The following is an 18,018-nucleotide window of genomic DNA, read 5'->3' on the forward strand; positions in this document are numbered from 1 at the left end:
ATTTATAAAAATATTTTAAAAATGTTTAAAATTCTTCAAATTTTGTCTTTTAAATTTTAAGTTTTTATATATTTATTTTCATCATTATCATAGCAATTAAAAGTTTTTAATTATACTTTTGTTTGGCATAAAGCTTGCAAAAACTTTTTTTTAGACGACTTTAAAGCATATTAAACACAATTTTTCATCTTTTGCCATCTAAATTTTAAACTATTTAATTTATCTTAGTTTTGTAAATTTAACTAGCACCTATTAAGATAAATACTAATTATTTGCTTACGTATTTGCTTTAGTCTCTTGCATAACCAGCGTCAATGCAATTTTAATCAAGCTCAGCTTTGCAAATTTTATAAATTTAGCCATTTAATATGAGTAAATTTATAAAAAATACATCCAATTTCCAAGACATATAAAGATAAATGTGTATTTATGACACAAAAACAGTAAAAATTAAGACATGAGTAAATTTTTGAATAAATTTAATGTTACATTAAAGATATGTTATTTTATAATTATAATGTTATATTAATACAAGGAGCAAATCATGAATGCCTTAGCGTTAATGACAATAGGATTTGCGTTTTTTGCTTTTGGCTTTTTCTTTTATTCTCGTTATATTGCGGATAAAATTTTAAAGCTAGATCCAAATTTTACCCCACCATCAAAAGAGTTTGAAGATGGTGTGGATTTTGTCCCAACAAACAAATTTGTCCTTTGGGGGCATCACTTTACATCAGTGGCTGGTGCAGCACCTATCGTAGGTCCTGCTATAGCTGTGATTTGGGGTTGGGCACCAGCTTTTATATGGGTTTTACTCGGAACAGTTTTTATCGCTGGTGTGCATGATATGAGTGCCATTTGGGCAAGTGTGCGAAACAAAGGCTACTCTATAGGCACAATCTCAGGACAAATTTTAAGCAAACGAGCTAGAAGCCTTATGATGGTTGTTATTTTTTTACTGCTTCTTATGGTAAATGCCGTATTTGCAGTGGTTATCGCTGGCATGATGATTAAAACTCCTTCATCGGTCTTGCCTGTATGGGGAGCGTTGGTTGTAGCGTTTTTCATAGGTCAAGCGATATATAAATTTAAACTAAACTTACCATTAGTTTCGTTAGTTGGCGTTATCGCACTATATGCCTTAATCTACTTAGGGCCACAATACCCTATTGCTTTACCAGATACGGTTATGGGCTTAGACGCAAATGCTGCATGGATTATTTTGCTATTTATTTATGCTGCGGTTGCATCGTTGCTTCCTGTTTGGATGCTACTTCAGCCACGCGATTACATAAATGGCTTACAACTTTTTGTCGGACTTTTTGCACTATATTTTTCGTTTATAGTAGTGTCTCCAGATATCGTTGCACCAGCATTTAACAGCAACGTCCCGGCTGGAACACCTTCGCTTTTTCCGCTGCTATTTGTAACAATTGCTTGCGGTGCGATATCTGGTTTTCACGGACTTGTTTCAACTGGCACAACAGCTAAACAAATCAAGTGCGAACCAGATGCTAGATTTGTCGGATACTTTGGTGCTGTTGGCGAAGGATTACTTGCATTAGCGGCTATTTTAGCTGTTAGTGCTGGGTTTGCGTCAATGGCCGAATGGGAGAGTGTTTATACGAAATTTGGTGCAGGTGGCATAGGTGCGTTTATAGATGGAGGCGGTAAAATTTTAAGCATGGGCATCGGCATAAGCCCTGAAATTTCAGCAACAATGCTAACAGTTATGGCGGCACTTTTTGCAGGCACTACTATGGATACAGGCGTAAGACTTCAACGATATATTTTTCAAGAATGGGGCGATGTTTATAATCTAAATTTACTTAAAAAAGGTTGGGTTGCGACACTATTTGCTGTTGGTTCATGCTTACTTTTAGCTTTTGGAGCTGGTGGTGCAGATGGCAAAGGCGGTATGATTATATGGCCTTTATTTGGCACGACAAATCAACTAATGGCAGGTTTAACACTGCTAATTATCACTGTTATGGTAATGCGACAAAAAGGCAAAATTCGCTACACGTTAGTGCCGCTTTTGTTTTTGTTGTTTGTCACGACATACGGCTTGTTGCTTCAATTAGTCGATTTTTACAACAAACAAAACTGGCTACTTATCGTGCTTGATTGTGTGATTCTAATAGCGACTATAATGGTGTGCTTGGAGAGTTTTTCAGTGCTTAAAAAGGCGTTTAACAAAGATGAGTTTAAGTGAAAATTTTAAGGCATTTTTGCAGGGGCTTGATGAGTTTTACAAAGCCCCTTACAGAGCCGCACTAACCAAAAGTTATCAAGAAGAAGGCGACTTTTTCATGATATTAGCATTTGCTGAGAGCTTGGGTGTAGAAAATCCAGCGAGTTTTTATACGCTTGAGCTTTTGCCTTTTTTACTTGAAGAATTTCATGCATGGCACAAACGTGCTGGTATGCAAAACTCGCCAATAGAGCATTTTGGATGTTGCTAATGAACCTAAATACGCTAAGTCCGATAATATTTGTAGGCGGCAAGGGCGGAGTTGGAAAAACCACTCTATCATCATCAATCGCCGTCAAACTAGCCAAAAGTCGCAAAAAAACGCTCATCATCTCAACCGATCCAGCACACAGTTTAAGTGACGCATTAGACGTAAAGCTAAGCTCAAAAATTAAAAACGTGTGCGAAAATTTAGACGCCATGGAGCTAGATCCTGATGAGATAGTAAATGAGCATTTTAATCAGATAGAGCAAACTTTACGCACATATGCAAAACCAGAGATGTTTGCAAAAATCAAAGAGCATTTAAGACTTTCAAAAGACACTCCAGGAGCTTATGAGGCTGCAATGCTAGAAAAAATATGCCGCCTAATAAGCGACAGGGGCGATTATGAGCATATTGTGTTTGACACAGCACCAACAGGTCATACGATGAGGCTACTCTTTATGCCCAGTGTAATGTCGGCATGGACTGATGGTTTGTTAAAACATCAAAAAAAGCGTGAAGAAGTAGCTGATGCGGCTAAAATTTTTTGGCAAAATAAGCCTGATTATGAGTTTAATCCATTTGCTCCAAGTCGTGAGCAAAGGTGGCAAAAGGCGATGGTTAAACTAAATGAGCGAAAAGAGCTATTTTTAAAAGCTAATGAAATTTTAAAAGATAGCAAGATGACGCAGGTTTTTTTAGTAATGATTCCAGAAGCGTTGCCACTGTTTGAAACGATTAGAGCTGTAAATATACTAAATGAGTTTAAGATATCGCTTGGCTCAATTTTGATAAATCAGATTATACCTAACTCTCAAAATGATGAGTTTTGGCAGATAAAAGTAAAAAAACAGGGCGAAATTTTACAACAAATATCAAGCCAACTAAGCCATGTAAAAAAACATAAAATTTATCTAAAAGCAGATGATTTGCGTGGCGAAAAAGCATTAAATGATATTGAAATTTTGGCGTTTTGATAAAGAGATGGCAAATAGCATATTTAGCAAAACAGCCAAACTCACACTAGCCCCAAAGCTAAAAACGGCATGAGTGCTACTAAGCATAAGCAAAGCAAAAGTAATAATCGTAGTAGCACCAGCCACGCATATACTAAAAACTCTAGCATTGTGATTTATATCTTTAAAACCAATCAGTAAATAATCAATCCCAACAGCACTAGCCAAAATCACACCAAAAATAACAAAAATATTTACATCATCAAACATAGCAAAAAATCCGATTGTAATGACTGAGCTAAGAAATGTTGCTAAAATAATAATGGCTGAGCGAATTAATCCCACAAAAAAGCTCAAAATCACAAAAGCTACTAAAAAGCCTAAAATTTTAAGCTTAATTGCAGAAGCTTTTATCTGAGTAAAATTTTCATTTATCATTGCAATTAAATCGTAAAATTTAGCATCATATTTTTTAGCAATATCACCAATATCACCATCACCACTTACAAAAATCAAATCAGGGTTATCAAACAAAATCGCAAAATTTCTAAAAATTTCAAATTTTTTAAGCTCATCAACACCAAGTGTTGGCAATGTAGCTAATTTTTCAAACTCATCATTTATACCAAGTTCATCAAGCATAGCTAAAATTTCATCATTTTTTGCGTATTTTAATAGTTGTTGCTTTATTTTTTCTTGAGTATGCTTACTATTTATAAGTGAGTAAAGCGAGTTATGAGATGATATTAGCCCATTTTCATAAAGCTCATTTAGTAAATTTTCTTGATTTTTTACATCAGCTTTTATTAATTTAAACTCGCTCATATTTCCACTCTCTCGTGCAAAAATCATACTTTGCTCACTAAGTTGGACTGGATTTTGCGAATAGTTTTTAATATTATCACTAAAATCATTTTTTGCTATAAAAAATATTGCCAAGCAAAAAGCAATAAAAATAGCATATTTATGCCATTTTTTTAAATTTAAATCAAAGTTAAAATACTCAAATTTATAAAAACTCACTCCATCAAGTAGTTTTGGAAGCAAAAAATAACTAAACAAAAATGAAGCTAAAAGTGCAAATATTGAAAAAATAGCTATTTGATGCAAAAACTGCATGGGCGAGAGTAAAAATAACGCATATCCGCTCACGCCAATCACCAATGCTAATAAAAACAGTCCTTTAACGCCACTAACGCTATCTTTTTTAATCTCTTTAGCATAGTTAAATCCTAAAAAAGATACTGCAAAATCAAGCATAAGCCCAACCAAACTAAGACTGATAACCACACTTAAAATATGGACTTTTTCAAAAATCACAAAACAAGCACTAAGTCCAAACAAAAAGCCAAAAACAGCCGATAAAAATATGTAAAAAACTCTAAAATTTCTAAACACAAACAGCAAAAATAGTATTGTCAAAACAGAGCCGATTATGCCGATTTTAAAGCCTTCGTTTTGTGCATTACTCTTAGCTACAGCTTGATATATGGCTGGTGCGTGAAGCACTGCATTAATGCCTCTAGCCTCACTATAAAATCTCATCAACTCATCACTATCATATCCTTGTTTAAGCGTTAAATTTACATAATAATAGCCACTTTTGCTAATCAATCTTGACGTTTTTACATCTAGTTTAATATCGCTATTTTGTTTTAAAATAGATGAGTGTGATGCTAGTGACAGCACATCATCAGATATACTTAAAATTCTCTCAGATATTGAAAAATAAAGCTCAGATAAAGCATTTTTGATAAACAAATCATCTATCTTGCCCTTAAAAGTGGCTAATTTTACTAAATTTAACTCTCTTTTAAAATCATCGATGTTTTTAATGTCTTTTGTCACATTATAAAAAATTTCATATCTTTTTAATATCTGCAAAAACTCATCATAAGCCTTATCATCAACAAGCAACACATGCACCACATCAGATGCCTGAGTTTGCAGTCGTTTAAAAATTTCATCTTGTTTAATGTTTAGCATACTAAACATGTCGCTTGTGATTTTATGTTTTTGAGCAAAAACAAACCCACCTAAAACAGCCATCACAATCAAACACAAGATAATGTATTTTTTCATCTTATGCTAAACTCATTTATGGTTTCATCGCCATTTATTTCATTAAGTTTTATAACTTGCACATATTTTGAGCCGTAAATTTGTATATTTTTAAATATTTTTGATATAACTATCCCTTTTGGTTTTAAATCAACTTCCCAGCTACGCTCATCACCACTTAATAAAAGCTCAAACTCTTTGCTTAGCTCGTTTATATCTAAATTTATCAAACTCAAAAGTAGCTTCATGTCACCAACTCTTTCATTTTTTACCCACTCGTTATTTTTTAAGTTAAATATGCCATCTTTACTCACTTTAACGCTGTGTTTAACTGGTTTTAAGGTATTTAATACAAACTCATCATTTCTTAAGCTAAACTCTCCACTACTTTTTATAGCTCTATTAAATCCAACAATATTTTTTGTCTGGTTAAAATCTCCAACAACATCATGTTTTAACGATGTTGCAAGCTCATTTATATCAAAACAATAGCCAAAAATCATAAAAAGTAGCAACAAAACATTATATCTCATATCTGCTCCTTAAAGCTTTTAAAAACGGCTCAGGCACACTAAAAAGGGTTAATTTATTGTCTATATCAACATACGCTTGAGCCGTACTAGCTTTGGCGATTAAAGTATTATCTTTATAAATTTCATAATTTAGCTTCAGCGTCGTTTCATACTCGTTAAGCCTTACTCTAATCTCACACTCATCTCCAAAAAACAGTGGCTTTATAAACTTAAACTCCATTTTTATAATAGGCAAAACAACACCTATATCGCGAAAATTCATATACTCAAAACCAACATCACGCAAAAAAGCACATCTGGCTGCTTCTAAAAATTTCACATAATTGCCATGCCAAACGACATCCATACTATCTACATCATAAAACTCAACCCTAAACCTATACCTAAACTCTCTCACTTTTTACCTGCCAAAAATCATAAAAATTAAAAAACTGATTTGGATACTTCTCGCACATCGCTTCAAACTCATCTAAATATTTATGCAAATAAACCCTTGCGTCATTTATCTTATCTCGTCCAAGCACCACCTCATCGGCTAGTAAATTAAATGAAATTTCATACTTTTTATCATTTTTTACAGCCCAAAATGTGCTTATTTTACACTTTAAAATTGATGCTAAAACAAACGCACCAACGCTAAACTTACACTCACGTCCTAAAAAATCAACACTCACGCTCTTATCACCATGAACAGGTACCCTATCGCCCATTATGCCTATGTGCTTTCCACTATCTATTATGCGTTTTAGCTCAAGCATCTCATTTATACCAAGCTCACTCACTTCTAAAATTTTAATCTCTCTAACACTTATTTGATTTATCAATTTATTAAAATTTGCCGAATGCTTAGAGTATAAAAGTATCGTTATATCAAGCCAATCAAGCTCAGTTGAAACTGCTCTTGCAGCATCGATATTGCCAAAATGACTAACCAAAAACAAATGCCCCTTTTTAGTATCTTTAAGCTCATTTTTTATCTTACGCTCATCAACTATCACTAAATCGTGCTGTGTTATTTTGCCCTTCCAAACTAAAATTTTATCAACTATACTCTGTGCAAAATTATAAAAATTTAAAAATGCAAAGCCTGTTTTTACCCCACGCCGCTTTAAAAGAGACAGATAAAATTTCACATTTTCTCTCTCGTTTTTAGAAACTAAATAATAAACCAAGCTTACAAAAAACACTATCACATCAAGCAAAACTCTAGGCAAACAAGCAACCAAAAAGCAAGTTAATCTAAGCGTAAGCATGCCAGCTTTTTCTTTATGTTGCCACCACTGCTTAATCAAGACATCACCTTTTTAAAAAAATATTTTGGTAAGCTTAAAAAGTATTTAGCGTGAGTTTTAGATATGGCTAGATTGTCCCTAAAAGCTCTAAAATGCGAAACCCCATCGCTATCATAGCAGACCTTTACATCCATCCAAATGACATTAGCATCACTCCTTAACAAAAGATACAAAATCTCTATATCAAAATCCATCCTATCAGCCCTACACGCACTAATAACCCTTAACGTCAAATCAACAGGATATATTCTAAACCCACACATAGCATCTTTTATGCTCATATTTAACGTATTTATAGCAACCCAAAAATTTGTTATTTTTCTACCATATAGTCTTGATTTTGGAGCGTCATTACCATATTTTGGAGCACCGCAAACCAAACTACATGGATTTAATTTACTTAGTTTTATAAACTCATCTATTACGCTTAAATCATGCTGCATATCAGCATCGATTTGCAACACATGGGTAAAGCCAAGACGCGATAAATGCCTAATACCATCTTTAAAAGCAGCACCTTTGCCACCGTTATTTTGCCTGTATAACACACTAACATTAAGCTGATTAAGAGCATCTTTATGCTCATCTTTTGAAGCATCATCTACGATTAAAATGTCACACTCATATTTTTTTAAAATTTCAATCATTTTTGCAAGTTTTGTGCTGTGGTTAAAGTGTGGTATTAAAAAGGCTAATTTATACATATTCTCCCACTCGCACAAATTTTTGTATCATTTTTTATACTAAAATAAAGCTTGTTGTTTTTAATCTCCAAAAAAAATGTAGCCACATCTAAAGGACGCAAAAAGCCACTAAATTTTATGGCCTCAAACTTTTTTGACCTAGTTAAATCAAGCCCAAAATTTCTAGCTAATTTTACAACACACTCTAGCTGAATAAAACCAGGCACAAGAGCAAAATCATAAAAATGCCCATCAAAATAAAAAAGTGACGGCTCTACATCTGCTTGATACTCAGCTTTTACTTCATCTTTAAAAATTTGTCTAAACTCAAAAATCTCATTTTTATTAAAGAGCTTTTCAATCTCGCTTTTTAAAACTTTTCCTTGAGTATTTTTTGGTATATTTTTTACTATTTTTATAAGACGAAGATTGTTTTGATACTCATCTTTTACTAGATTTTTTATAGTCTCATTTATACCTTTTTTGCCATGATCTCTTAACGCCCTTGCCCCAATTTCACTTAAGACAATAGCCACGCCTATTCTTTGCTCTATCTGAATACAAGCACACTCATTTATAAGCTCACTTTGAGATATCAAACTCTCAAGCATATCAAGGCTTATTCGTTTTTCATTTATCTTTACCACTCTATCGGCTCTGCCTAAAATCACAAGCTCACGCTCGTTTAATCTAGCCATATCACCCATAATAAACTCATCACACCACGGAGAAACAACACCAAGTCGCTCATTAGCAATAAAAGCATTAACACCGTCAAACAATCTAAAACCAAGCCCCTCATCACACGCAACAACGCCTGTTTCAGTGCTTCCATATACGTTTATATAGCCTACTAAACCACAAAGCTCTTTTTTTAACTCATCGTCTAGTTTTGCACCAGCCGTAATTATATTTTTTAGCTGTGATAACATCTGTTTTTTATCCGAACTTAACAATGCTTTTAGTAATGTTGGTGAGCTTATTAGTGTTTTATTTTTTAAATTTTGCTCGTATATAAACTCTGGATAATTTAAAAACTTTGGCTCAATTTTTGCCCCTAAAACAAGTGGTAAAAATATCTTAAAAGTCAGCCCAAACATATGCTGATGCGTAACACTAGCTATAAACTCATCACCAAATTTATAACACTTAGCCAATGCCTTTGCTTCAAGTATCATTTTATGCAAAGATTTGCTTATCAGTTTTGCCTCGCCGCTACTGCCAGATGTTAAAAGAAAAAACTCAGCATCATCACCTATGATAAACTCACTCTCATCGCCCAAAATGTCATTAATATTATTTATAAAAAAACTATCGTTTTTTGCTAAATTTTGACTTAGCACAAGTGGCTTTAAATCAAGTGCCAAACATGCAAAAAATGCAACTATAAACTCATCACTATCCTCTAAATAAATCTGTGCATTTTTAACATTTTTACTTTTTAAGCCACCAACTGCTTTGGATATTAAAGTATTATATTTTTTTAACATTTTTTATAAATTTTCTCCTATATATCATCTCGCCGACTATAAATAAAGCTATTAAAATATACGAAATCACACCACAGTAAATAGCCCACGCCGTCTTGTCATCAAACATCGCCAAAACAAAGGATATAAGAGCATTTATGATAAAAAAACCTATCCAAAGAATAGTTAAATTTCTAGTATAATTTAATCCGTGCTTATCCAAACCAGGCTCTTTTAAAAGGGCAAATTTTGTTATCATTGGTGTGGTTTTAAGGCTATATAAAAAGATTATACTTAAAGCCAAATTTACCAAAATCGGATAAGCATACTCAAGCCCTCTAACAAAAAAAACCACGATAAAAAATAGCGACAACACAGCATCAAAGCTATCTTTACTAAAAAGATACTTAATCCCCCAAAGCATTGCCAAAATAGACACAGCAATAAATGTAAATTTTGGCATAAAAACAATCGTTAGCGGATACAAAACACTAACAATGCTTAAAACAATTTTAATTAGCTTCAAGTTTTTTTACTACCGCTTTAACTATATCATCTATCGTTTTTACAGCCTTAAAATCCTGCGGCTCTAGCCTATGTCCGGTTTTTTTCTTAATGTGATCAACCAAATCAACAGCATCAATGCTATCAATTTGCAAATCTTCATATATCAAACTCTCTGGTTTAATCTTGCTCTCATCTATCTCAAACAACGTAACAAGTGCGTTTTTTAAAATCTCATATATCTCTTTTTCGCTCATTTTTTATTCTCCTTTATAAACTCGCTTAAATTTCTTACATTTGCAAAAATTTCTTTTAAATTCTCATTTTTACTATCTAGCGTTATGCCATACTGTTTTGAAATAGCCAAACCAAGCTCGAGTGCATCAACGCTATCAAGCCCTAAGCCATCGTTAAAAAGCGGTGCATCAGTATCTATATCGCTAACTCTAATATCGCTTAAATTTAAACTTTTTATAATAAAATCTTTTACCTCATCTATCATTTTAACTCCTTATAAATTTCACTTACTTCATTAAATAAAAGCCTTACCCTAATAGGATCTGCCCTATCTAAATTGTATTGTTTTATATCATAATTTTTTATATTTTTAAACTCATAGTTTATTGTTTTTGTTGGCACATCATACCACTTTTGCCATCCTTTTAGACATTGTGGCTTCATGATTATGTGCATAACCCTTAGTGTTATGGCTTGTTTTATAGCTATATAAAATGACGCCTTATGTAGAGTTATAGTGTCTTTTGTGCGAGTTCCTTCTGGAAAAATAAGCAAACTCTCGCCACTTTGCAAAGCGTTTAAGCAGTTTTGCAAAAGCTCTTTATCATCTTTGTTTGAGATATATCCACACGCCTTAATAGCAAATGTTAAAAAAATATTTTTTCCAAGCTCACCTTTTACAACACAATTTAGATGCCTAATCTTGCTTAAGAAAAATACAACATCTAAAAGAGATGGGTGATTTGCGATGATAAGTTCGCCTTTTTTACCTAAGTTAAAATCATCAAATTTAAAGCTTAAATAACCAGAAATTTGACAAATTTTTATAAAAAATGCCCACGACACTCTAACCAAATCTCGACAAAAATTTCTAACAATTTTAAATTTATTAAAGCAAAAAACAACAATAAAAATAAATATAAAATCACCCAGCAAACAGATAAATCCAAACAGCAAATACAAAAAAGCAACTCTAATAATTGCTAAGCTCTTTTTTGCCACTTCCACTCAAGCTCTCCATCACTGTAAGACCACTCATTTAAATTGTCAAAATTTTCCAAAAAACAAACTTCACTAATACCTGAAATTTCATCACTTTTACTAAAACTTAGCTCATATTTATCGCCTCTTGATACCATCATGCCAATTGCTATATTAAATGGCTCGTGTAAATAATACTCTTTTTTAACGCCCTCAAAATAGCTTATCACATACGCTTTTTGAAATTTCAAAGCATTTAAAATAGCATACTCAACACTAGCTCTAGCCGATATTGCTAAAATTTCACTTGTGTTTTTATGCTCTATGCTTAGCATCGCTGCAACGGCATTTAAAACAGACAAACTAAAACTAGCCGGAGAAACTTCATTTTTTAAGTTGCTTAATAAATCAAAACAGCGATTTATCTCTGCATAGTGCGAGCTAAACACAACAGGCACATCTATATCAAGACCAGCACTCACGCCATAACTTAGCTTAGCACACTCGCCCAAACGCCTCCTAGCAACTGGTGCTACGCGGCTGATATCTGGTGTCTTGTCATAATTATGACCTATGCTAATCGCACAAATATGATCTAGATCAAAACAAATACTCATCTTGATTTATTTAGCGATATCGCCCTTTAACGCAACACCAACCATGATGTTACCAACAGCACATTCAAACTCTTTTTTGCTATCAAAAGTATTTTTCTTAAAATAGCTCACCAAATTTACCACCTTGCGTCCGCTCTCATCTCTTGCTGTCTTTTCAAAAGATATAAGTGCTGATATAAAAGCTCTTTGACAAGCTACAACTTTATCTTTACCAACAGCATTTGCCTTTTTGTTTGAGACTAAACCCTTTCGAACAATACTGGCTTTAGCACCGCTTCCAAAATAAAACTTAATATCTTTACTAAGCTTCTCTTTTGCCAAATCAGAATTTAACGCATCAGCAATCGATAGCTTTAAAAACTCATCTTTTGCATTAGCAACACACACTAAACAACCAAAAATTAAAACAGATAAAATTTTCACTATCACCTCTTTAGCTTAAAATTTCAAACTTTGCAAATACTCATGCATATGCGTTAGCCCTTTTTTCTCGGCTATATCTTTTAAAAACTCCAAAGATAGTGTAGGTTTTGCACCCAAAGATACTAGATATTTTAATACATCAATCCTATCATAAACGATAGAGTAGTAAATAGCATCATGATGTTTTTTATTGGCAAAATTTATATTTGCACCTTTATTTATAATCTCTTGTATAGTTTGCATACTAGCTCCAGAATATATAGCATACATCAATGCTGTCATGTTTCTACGAACATATCTATTAACGTTATCAGACGTTATTTTTTCATCTATACTTACATGATCATTTGTGCTAATGGCTTTTGTTATCGCCCTACCCTTGCCACCACATCCAGTAAGCAACAGCATACAAATAGCCGTAATTGTCAAAATTTTCTTCATATATTCTCCTTAAAATTTTTAAATATTAAGCTTGTATTAACTCCGCCAAAAGCAAAATTATTACTCATAACATACTCTGTATTAATCGCGGTCTTGCTCATTAAGTAGTTTAGTTTTGCACACTCGCTATCTACTTCATGTAAATTTAGAGTTTCAAAAAACTCGCCATCTTTCATCATCATGATACTAGCTATCGCTTCTAAGGCCCCACAAGCACCAAGTGTATGACCCAAATGTCCCTTAAGTGAGCTTATAGCCACACTATCACCAAAAACCGAGTTTGTTGCGATACTTTCAGCTATATCGCCATGCTTTGTAGCTGTAGCATGAGCATTGATATAACCTATCTTATCGCTTGAGATATTAGCGTCACTTAATGCTTGTATCATCGCCCTACTCATCGTAACTGAGTTTGGACGCGTTATATGAGTGCCATCACACGTCGAACCAAAGCCAACAACCTCAGCTATCAACTTCGCACCACGACGTTTTGCACTGCTCTCACTCTCTAATACAACATAAGCACCGCCCTCGCCAAGCACCAAACCATCACGATTGGCATCAAATGGGCTTGGCGTTTGTTTTGGGGTATTGTTTTTCGTGCTTGTAGCATAAAGCGTATCAAAAACATACGCCTCACTCACACACAACTCCTCAGCCCCTCCAGCTATCATCGCATCACACATGCCATATTTTATACTCTCGTATGCGTGGCCTATAGCGTGAGATGCTGAAGTACAAGCACTTGAAGTCGGTATAAGACGACCGGTTAAACTATAAAAAATAGCGATATTTGCCGCTGTGGTATGTGGCATCATTTTTATATACGTATTTGCATTTGCGTCACTTTCGCCTTGTAAAATCAGCTTTGCCATAGCCGCCACCGCATCAGTGCTACCAGTGCTAGAGCCACTAGCCACCCCAAAATGCCCTATCTCATCTAAGCTAAGCCCAGCATTAGCAAATGCCATACCAGCCGCTTCAACAGCATATTGGCTTACTCTACCTAGGCTTCTAAGTTGCTTTCTATCCCACTGTTTTGGCGGCAAATATCCATCAATTGGTGCGGCTAATTTCGTAGCTAAATCCTTATAGCCATCCCACTCACTCATAACACGAACGGCTGAGCGTTTAGCTTGTAAATTTGCTCTAAATTCACTCCAATTTTTGCCAAATGCCGATACAAATCCATACCCCGTTATAAAAACTCTATTTAACATAATCCACCATTTACCCCAATAACCTGCCTTGTAATATATCCAGCCTCGTCGCTTAGTAAAAATTTAACCAAAGCCGCCACTTCATCTACACGCCCAGCACGACGAGCCGGTATATTTGTGCGGATAAACTCATCATCTATGTCCTTTGTCATATCTGTTTGTATCAAACCGCATGCGATAGAATTTGCCGTGATATTACGACTTGCTAACTCAACCGCCAAGCTCTTTATAGCGGCATCAAGTCCAGCTTTTGAAGCAGCATAATTGCTCTGTCCGCGATTGCCAATCACACCACTTACTGAAGTGATAGCAATAACACGTGCTGGCTTTTTGGCTCTTATCATAGGCATTAAAGCCGGATTTAACACATTATAAAAACTATTTAAATTTACGTCTATTACATCTCGCCACTCGCTATTGCTTAATGCAACAAATGTATTATCAGCTGTAATTCCTGCATTTAAAACAACACCATAGTAAGCACCGTATTGCTCTATATCGGCTTCTATCGCACTTTTTGCACTTTTTGTATCTGCTACATCAAATATCAAACTAGAGCTAAAATTTTCTCCAAGCTCTTTTTTTAAGCTCATTAACTCATCAGTATTTTGCCTTGCGTTACAAGCTATTTTATATCCTGATTTGGCTAAATGAAGTGCCAAAGCACGTCCTATGCCACGTGTGCAACCAGTTATTAATACTCTTTTTTCACTCATTTTTTAAACCTTCAAACATCTCTTTGCTAGGACTTAAAACGCTTAAACTAGCACTTGCAACAAGCTCATCTTTAACTCTCATACTGCTTTGCCATACACCAAATCCATTATCATCTTGCATTGAAACCTTAGAGCTTACAACCACTTCATCGCCAATACCAAGCTCGTGCTTGAAAATTTCAAACTCTCTAATGCTTATTAAAAAACCAAGACTAAAATCATCACTTGAGTTTAACCCCTTAAATGCTCCCAAGCTCTGTGCCATCATCTCAATGCCTTTATAAGTATAAAATTTATCATTTTCCAAAAAAGCATTATCGTCTTTTATGACACTTCTTACTTTTATGCTATCGCTACTATACTCTAAAATTTCATCTATTAAGACCATTTTTCCGCTATGGGGTAGTTTAACTAACATCTGTTTTTCCTATTATCATACCTGCATTATCGCCGCCAAAGGCAAAACTTAAGTTTAGGCAATTATTTACCTTTAAATTTTGAGTAGTTTTTGCTAAGTTGATACGCTCTATCTCGTCATCATAGTTATCTAAAATTTGCATACAAACCGTATCATTTAACATACTCATCACACACACTCCAGCCTCTATCGCCCCAGCCGCACCAAGCGTATGTCCGATGTTTGCTTTTATGCCACTTGCTAAGACGTTTGGTAAAGTTTTAGCTATTGCTGTTGCTTCCATTTTATCATTTGCAACGGTTGCAGTTGCGTGTAAATTTATATACTCAACACTATCTAAGCCAGATTGCTTTAAAAGCTCATTTATAAGCTTGATTTGCTGTGTGGCTTGTGGATTTGGTTGAGTTATATGATATGCATCGCAATTTGAAGAGATAGATTTTAACTTAATACCAAATAAATCATCGCGACTTAACACAAATACACCAGCACCCTCTGCAATATTTATGCCATCTCTTGTCTTATCAAAAGGCTTTGATGGACTATTTGATAAAACCGATAGCGAGTTAAAGCCGTGAAGCGTGAGTGAGTTTAAGCTATCAACTCCACCACAAACTACCGCATCGCATACGCCAAGCTCTATGAAATTCTTAGCGATACTAAAAGCCTTTATGCCTGAAGTACATGCCGTAGATACACCCAAAGCCACGTTTTCAAGTCCTAAAAACTCACGTGTAAAATTTGCAGGATTTACGTGTGCATTTCTTGATAGTAAAAACTCATCTTTATTAAAATCATCTGCTAAAAACGCCCTGTAATTTTCTTCAACACCCGTTGTAGTAGTCCCAATCACCACACCAACACGTTTTTTGCCATATTTTTTAATAGCCCAATTTATCTCATCGCTAAGATTTATCAACGCAGTTAGTAAAATTTGATTTGTTCTGCTTTTATACTCTTTTTTTGTATCATTTTTAAAATCACAAAGCTCAAAATCAATAGCACCAACTAGCATACAAACGCCTAAAAACTCACGCTGCACCAAAGCCCTTTTGCCACATTTTAACGCATCAAATAAAGTCTTTTCATCACCAAAAGGACAAACGATACTGGGTCTAGATAGATACATTTTTTACCTTAAAATTTTCTATCATCGTCTCAACGAAATTTTCATCTTTTTCAATAACACTTAAAATTTCAACAAAAAGCTTATCAAATCTGGCACTAGGATACAAAAACTTCATGCTTGTAAATTTGCCGTTTTTTAGTGTTTTATCAACAATAGGCACACCAAGCATGTCAAATACAACGAACCTAAAAATACTATCTTTTGCATCTACAACAAGCATATATTTATCATTATTTTGTTGCAAAACAAACTCTTTTTGCTGCATGTTTGTAAAATTTGGCATTTGATATTTGCTAACACAACCAGTAAAAATTAAAAGCATGAAAAAATATAAAAATCTCAACTAAAAATCATCCTAATTTGTAATAAATTTTAATAGATCTTATCGCTATTTTGATGTAATCAAAGTTATTAAAAATCTATCTGTTGATATATGAAATAGATTCATTTTAGTTAAAATTTCATTAAAATACACTGATTTTAGATAACTAAAATCTAAATTTTTATATTTTATAAAAGCTTCTTTTGTAGTAAAAATTTCATAAAATTTTAGCATCTTATTATCACTTTGATTAACTAAACGTATCTCGTCATCACTAAAACAAAAGCTCATAATCGCATCAAAATCTCTATATTTTAACTCTTCTATATCTATACCAACTTTTTGTTTGGATTTTGCGATAACTGCTATATTTTTTGTGTGTGCGATGCAAATATTGTCTTTTAATTTATATTTCCACTTTAGCGAACGAGAGAGTTTAAAACCGCTATGATTTGATAAATTTTTATATTTTCTTAAACGCCTTTTGTCTTTTTTATATAGTTTATAGGCAAAAATTTCATCAGCTATAAAAACATCAATTCTTTTCATTTTAAATCCCACGTTTATGATATTGCTTATAATAATCCACAAGCTACTGACTTATTTTTATTATATATAATCATTTCTTGGCGTCTATTATGCCTTGTGTTATAAATCTCAAACTCTAACTTAACCGTTGTATGCAAAGACGCCTTAAAAACATTATCAAAACAAAGCATTTTTTTAATATCTCTTTTTGTTGTATCAATAAAAGAGTTAAGTTGTTTGTAGTTTTCAATACTAATATTTTTTGGCATTTTTATAATCAAACGAAAAATATCCTTATCATAAGAATAATTATAAGAAAAACCTTTAGCAAAATACTCATTTACAACATTGCTATCACGCACATACTCATAAAGATATTTAGCAGTTTGGTTTGAGCCTACTTGTAAAAAATATTTCTTAAAATCATCAAATCCAAAAGCAAACAAAGAATAAATAAATAAAATCAACAATACAATTTTTTTCAATAAAAAATCCCTTATAAATTTAAATATAATTTTAATTTTTACTTATTTGGCATAAAAATGCAATAAAATATTGTTTAAATTTGTATTTTGAATACAAGCAGCATAAAAAATGTTGCAAAACTCCATCCATACGACGGTAGAGTTTATTTAGTGTTATAAAATGTCTATTGAGTTAATATAAAAGTTAATAAATTTTATAAAGTGAGTGGTGGGTTCACCAGGACTCGAACCTGGGACCATCCGGTTATGAGCCGGATGCTCTAACCAACTGAGCTATGAACCCACTTGAATTGAAGTTGAGATTATACAAAAACTAAGCTTATTAAAAGCTAAAATTTTATTTTATTTTGTATGTTTTGTTAATATCTCTTAAAATTGTAAAATTTGCATCCATTTTTTGGCTAAAACTTCCGTAATTATAAGATTTGCCACCGTGCATATCTATCTTTTGTTTTTCGGTGTTATTTGAAAATAATGCTACTAAAAATGCTAAAATGACAAATAAAACTCTCATGCCTTTGCTTGTAAAATTTTGGGGAGATGC

24 protein-coding genes and 1 tRNA gene are annotated in these 18,018 nt (G+C 33.4%); 3 read left to right on the forward strand and 22 right to left on the reverse strand.

Annotated elements, in window-relative coordinates; genetic code table 11:
* Positions 1–544 precede the first annotated feature (544 nt).
* From LQU93_RS00760 to LQU93_RS00770, 3 genes are read left to right on the forward strand one after another with little or no spacing between them, the layout of a single operon-like run.
* A complete protein-coding gene (locus LQU93_RS00760) occupies positions 545–2,215 on the forward strand; it encodes a carbon starvation CstA family protein (RefSeq protein ID WP_229931976.1) in 1,671 nt (556 codons plus the stop codon).
* Entirely contained in the window at positions 2,202–2,465 is a 264-nt protein-coding gene (locus LQU93_RS00765; RefSeq protein WP_229931977.1) for a cory-CC-star protein, read from the forward strand. Before LQU93_RS00760 ends, LQU93_RS00765 begins: the two co-directional genes overlap by 14 nt.
* Positions 2,465–3,436: an ArsA family ATPase gene (locus tag LQU93_RS00770; protein ID WP_229931978.1), complete on the forward strand. Its 972-nt coding sequence runs from the start codon at positions 2,465–2,467 to the stop codon at positions 3,434–3,436. The genes LQU93_RS00765 and LQU93_RS00770 overlap by 1 nt, the downstream gene beginning before the upstream one ends.
* Here the strand turns inward: LQU93_RS00770 and LQU93_RS00775 are convergent.
* From LQU93_RS00775 to LQU93_RS00880, 22 genes are all read right to left on the reverse strand, one after another.
* A complete protein-coding gene (locus LQU93_RS00775) occupies positions 3,407–5,497 on the reverse strand; it encodes an MMPL family transporter (protein WP_229931979.1) in 2,091 nt (696 codons plus the stop codon). The genes LQU93_RS00770 and LQU93_RS00775 overlap by 30 nt on opposite strands.
* A complete protein-coding gene (locus LQU93_RS00780; protein ID WP_229931980.1) occupies positions 5,494–6,009 on the reverse strand; it encodes a LolA family protein in 516 nt (171 codons plus the stop codon). Before LQU93_RS00780 ends, LQU93_RS00775 begins: the two co-directional genes overlap by 4 nt.
* A complete protein-coding gene (locus tag LQU93_RS00785; RefSeq protein ID WP_229931981.1) occupies positions 5,999–6,406 on the reverse strand; it encodes an acyl-CoA thioesterase in 408 nt (135 codons plus the stop codon). The genes LQU93_RS00780 and LQU93_RS00785 overlap by 11 nt, the downstream gene beginning before the upstream one ends.
* Positions 6,393–7,301, reverse strand: coding sequence for an LpxL/LpxP family acyltransferase (locus LQU93_RS00790; protein ID WP_229931982.1), 909 nt, complete (start codon positions 7,299–7,301; stop codon positions 6,393–6,395). Before LQU93_RS00790 ends, LQU93_RS00785 begins: the two co-directional genes overlap by 14 nt.
* Positions 7,298–8,005, reverse strand: a complete 708-nt coding sequence (locus LQU93_RS00795) for a glycosyltransferase family 2 protein (RefSeq protein ID WP_229931983.1) — start codon at positions 8,003–8,005, stop codon at positions 7,298–7,300. The genes LQU93_RS00790 and LQU93_RS00795 overlap by 4 nt, the downstream gene beginning before the upstream one ends.
* Positions 7,993–9,474, reverse strand: coding sequence for an AMP-binding protein (locus LQU93_RS00800; protein ID WP_229931984.1), 1,482 nt, complete (start codon positions 9,472–9,474; stop codon positions 7,993–7,995). Before LQU93_RS00800 ends, LQU93_RS00795 begins: the two co-directional genes overlap by 13 nt.
* Positions 9,458–9,979 (reverse strand): COG4648 family protein, encoded by a 522-nt coding sequence (locus LQU93_RS00805; RefSeq protein WP_229931985.1) that lies wholly within the window; start codon positions 9,977–9,979, stop codon positions 9,458–9,460. The genes LQU93_RS00800 and LQU93_RS00805 overlap by 17 nt, the downstream gene beginning before the upstream one ends.
* A complete protein-coding gene (locus LQU93_RS00810; protein ID WP_229931986.1) occupies positions 9,966–10,214 on the reverse strand; it encodes an acyl carrier protein in 249 nt (82 codons plus the stop codon). Before LQU93_RS00810 ends, LQU93_RS00805 begins: the two co-directional genes overlap by 14 nt.
* Complete coding sequence (locus LQU93_RS00815) at positions 10,211–10,459, reverse strand: phosphopantetheine-binding protein (RefSeq protein WP_229931987.1); 249 nt, start codon at positions 10,457–10,459, stop codon at positions 10,211–10,213. The genes LQU93_RS00810 and LQU93_RS00815 overlap by 4 nt, the downstream gene beginning before the upstream one ends.
* Positions 10,456–11,202 (reverse strand): lysophospholipid acyltransferase family protein, encoded by a 747-nt coding sequence (locus LQU93_RS00820; RefSeq protein WP_229931988.1) that lies wholly within the window; start codon positions 11,200–11,202, stop codon positions 10,456–10,458. Before LQU93_RS00820 ends, LQU93_RS00815 begins: the two co-directional genes overlap by 4 nt.
* Positions 11,178–11,792, reverse strand: a complete 615-nt coding sequence (locus LQU93_RS00825) for a beta-ketoacyl synthase chain length factor (RefSeq protein WP_229931989.1) — start codon at positions 11,790–11,792, stop codon at positions 11,178–11,180. Before LQU93_RS00825 ends, LQU93_RS00820 begins: the two co-directional genes overlap by 25 nt.
* A 6-nt stretch (positions 11,793–11,798) precedes the next feature.
* Positions 11,799–12,215, reverse strand: coding sequence for an excinuclease ABC subunit A (locus tag LQU93_RS00830; protein ID WP_229931990.1), 417 nt, complete (start codon positions 12,213–12,215; stop codon positions 11,799–11,801).
* 15 nt (positions 12,216–12,230) lie between these two features.
* Positions 12,231–12,656: an ankyrin repeat domain-containing protein gene (locus LQU93_RS00835; protein ID WP_229931991.1), complete on the reverse strand. Its 426-nt coding sequence runs from the start codon at positions 12,654–12,656 to the stop codon at positions 12,231–12,233.
* Entirely contained in the window at positions 12,653–13,876 is a 1,224-nt protein-coding gene (locus LQU93_RS00840; protein WP_229931992.1) for a beta-ketoacyl-ACP synthase, read from the reverse strand. The genes LQU93_RS00835 and LQU93_RS00840 overlap by 4 nt, the downstream gene beginning before the upstream one ends.
* The gene (gene fabG / locus LQU93_RS00845) at positions 13,870–14,592 is read right to left on the reverse strand and encodes a 3-oxoacyl-ACP reductase FabG (protein WP_229931993.1); all 723 of its coding nucleotides are present in this window, start codon (positions 14,590–14,592) and stop codon (positions 13,870–13,872) included. The genes LQU93_RS00840 and fabG overlap by 7 nt, the downstream gene beginning before the upstream one ends.
* Complete coding sequence (locus tag LQU93_RS00850; protein ID WP_229931994.1) at positions 14,585–15,010, reverse strand: hotdog family protein; 426 nt, start codon at positions 15,008–15,010, stop codon at positions 14,585–14,587. Before LQU93_RS00850 ends, fabG begins: the two co-directional genes overlap by 8 nt.
* Positions 15,000–16,139, reverse strand: a complete 1,140-nt coding sequence (locus LQU93_RS00855) for a beta-ketoacyl synthase N-terminal-like domain-containing protein (RefSeq protein ID WP_229931995.1) — start codon at positions 16,137–16,139, stop codon at positions 15,000–15,002. Before LQU93_RS00855 ends, LQU93_RS00850 begins: the two co-directional genes overlap by 11 nt.
* Positions 16,126–16,482, reverse strand: a complete 357-nt coding sequence (locus LQU93_RS00860; RefSeq protein WP_229931996.1) for a hypothetical protein — start codon at positions 16,480–16,482, stop codon at positions 16,126–16,128. The genes LQU93_RS00855 and LQU93_RS00860 overlap by 14 nt, the downstream gene beginning before the upstream one ends.
* A 45-nt stretch (positions 16,483–16,527) precedes the next feature.
* Positions 16,528–17,010 (reverse strand): 4'-phosphopantetheinyl transferase family protein, encoded by a 483-nt coding sequence (locus LQU93_RS00865; RefSeq protein WP_229931997.1) that lies wholly within the window; start codon positions 17,008–17,010, stop codon positions 16,528–16,530.
* Positions 17,011–17,036: 26 nt separating this feature from the next.
* The gene (locus LQU93_RS00870) at positions 17,037–17,474 is read right to left on the reverse strand and encodes a hypothetical protein (RefSeq protein ID WP_229931998.1); all 438 of its coding nucleotides are present in this window, start codon (positions 17,472–17,474) and stop codon (positions 17,037–17,039) included.
* A 206-nt stretch (positions 17,475–17,680) separates the two neighbouring features.
* Positions 17,681–17,757 (reverse strand) — tRNA-Ile (locus LQU93_RS00875).
* 54 nt (positions 17,758–17,811) lie between these two features.
* Positions 17,812–17,988 carry a hypothetical protein gene (locus tag LQU93_RS00880; protein WP_229931999.1) on the reverse strand — a complete coding sequence of 59 codons (177 nt, stop codon included), beginning with the start codon at positions 17,986–17,988 and terminating at the stop codon, positions 17,812–17,814.
* Positions 17,989–18,018: the final 30 nt, after the last annotated feature.

The organism is Campylobacter majalis (assembly GCF_905120465.1).
Lineage (GTDB): Bacteria > Campylobacterota > Campylobacteria > Campylobacterales > Campylobacteraceae > Campylobacter_A > Campylobacter_A majalis.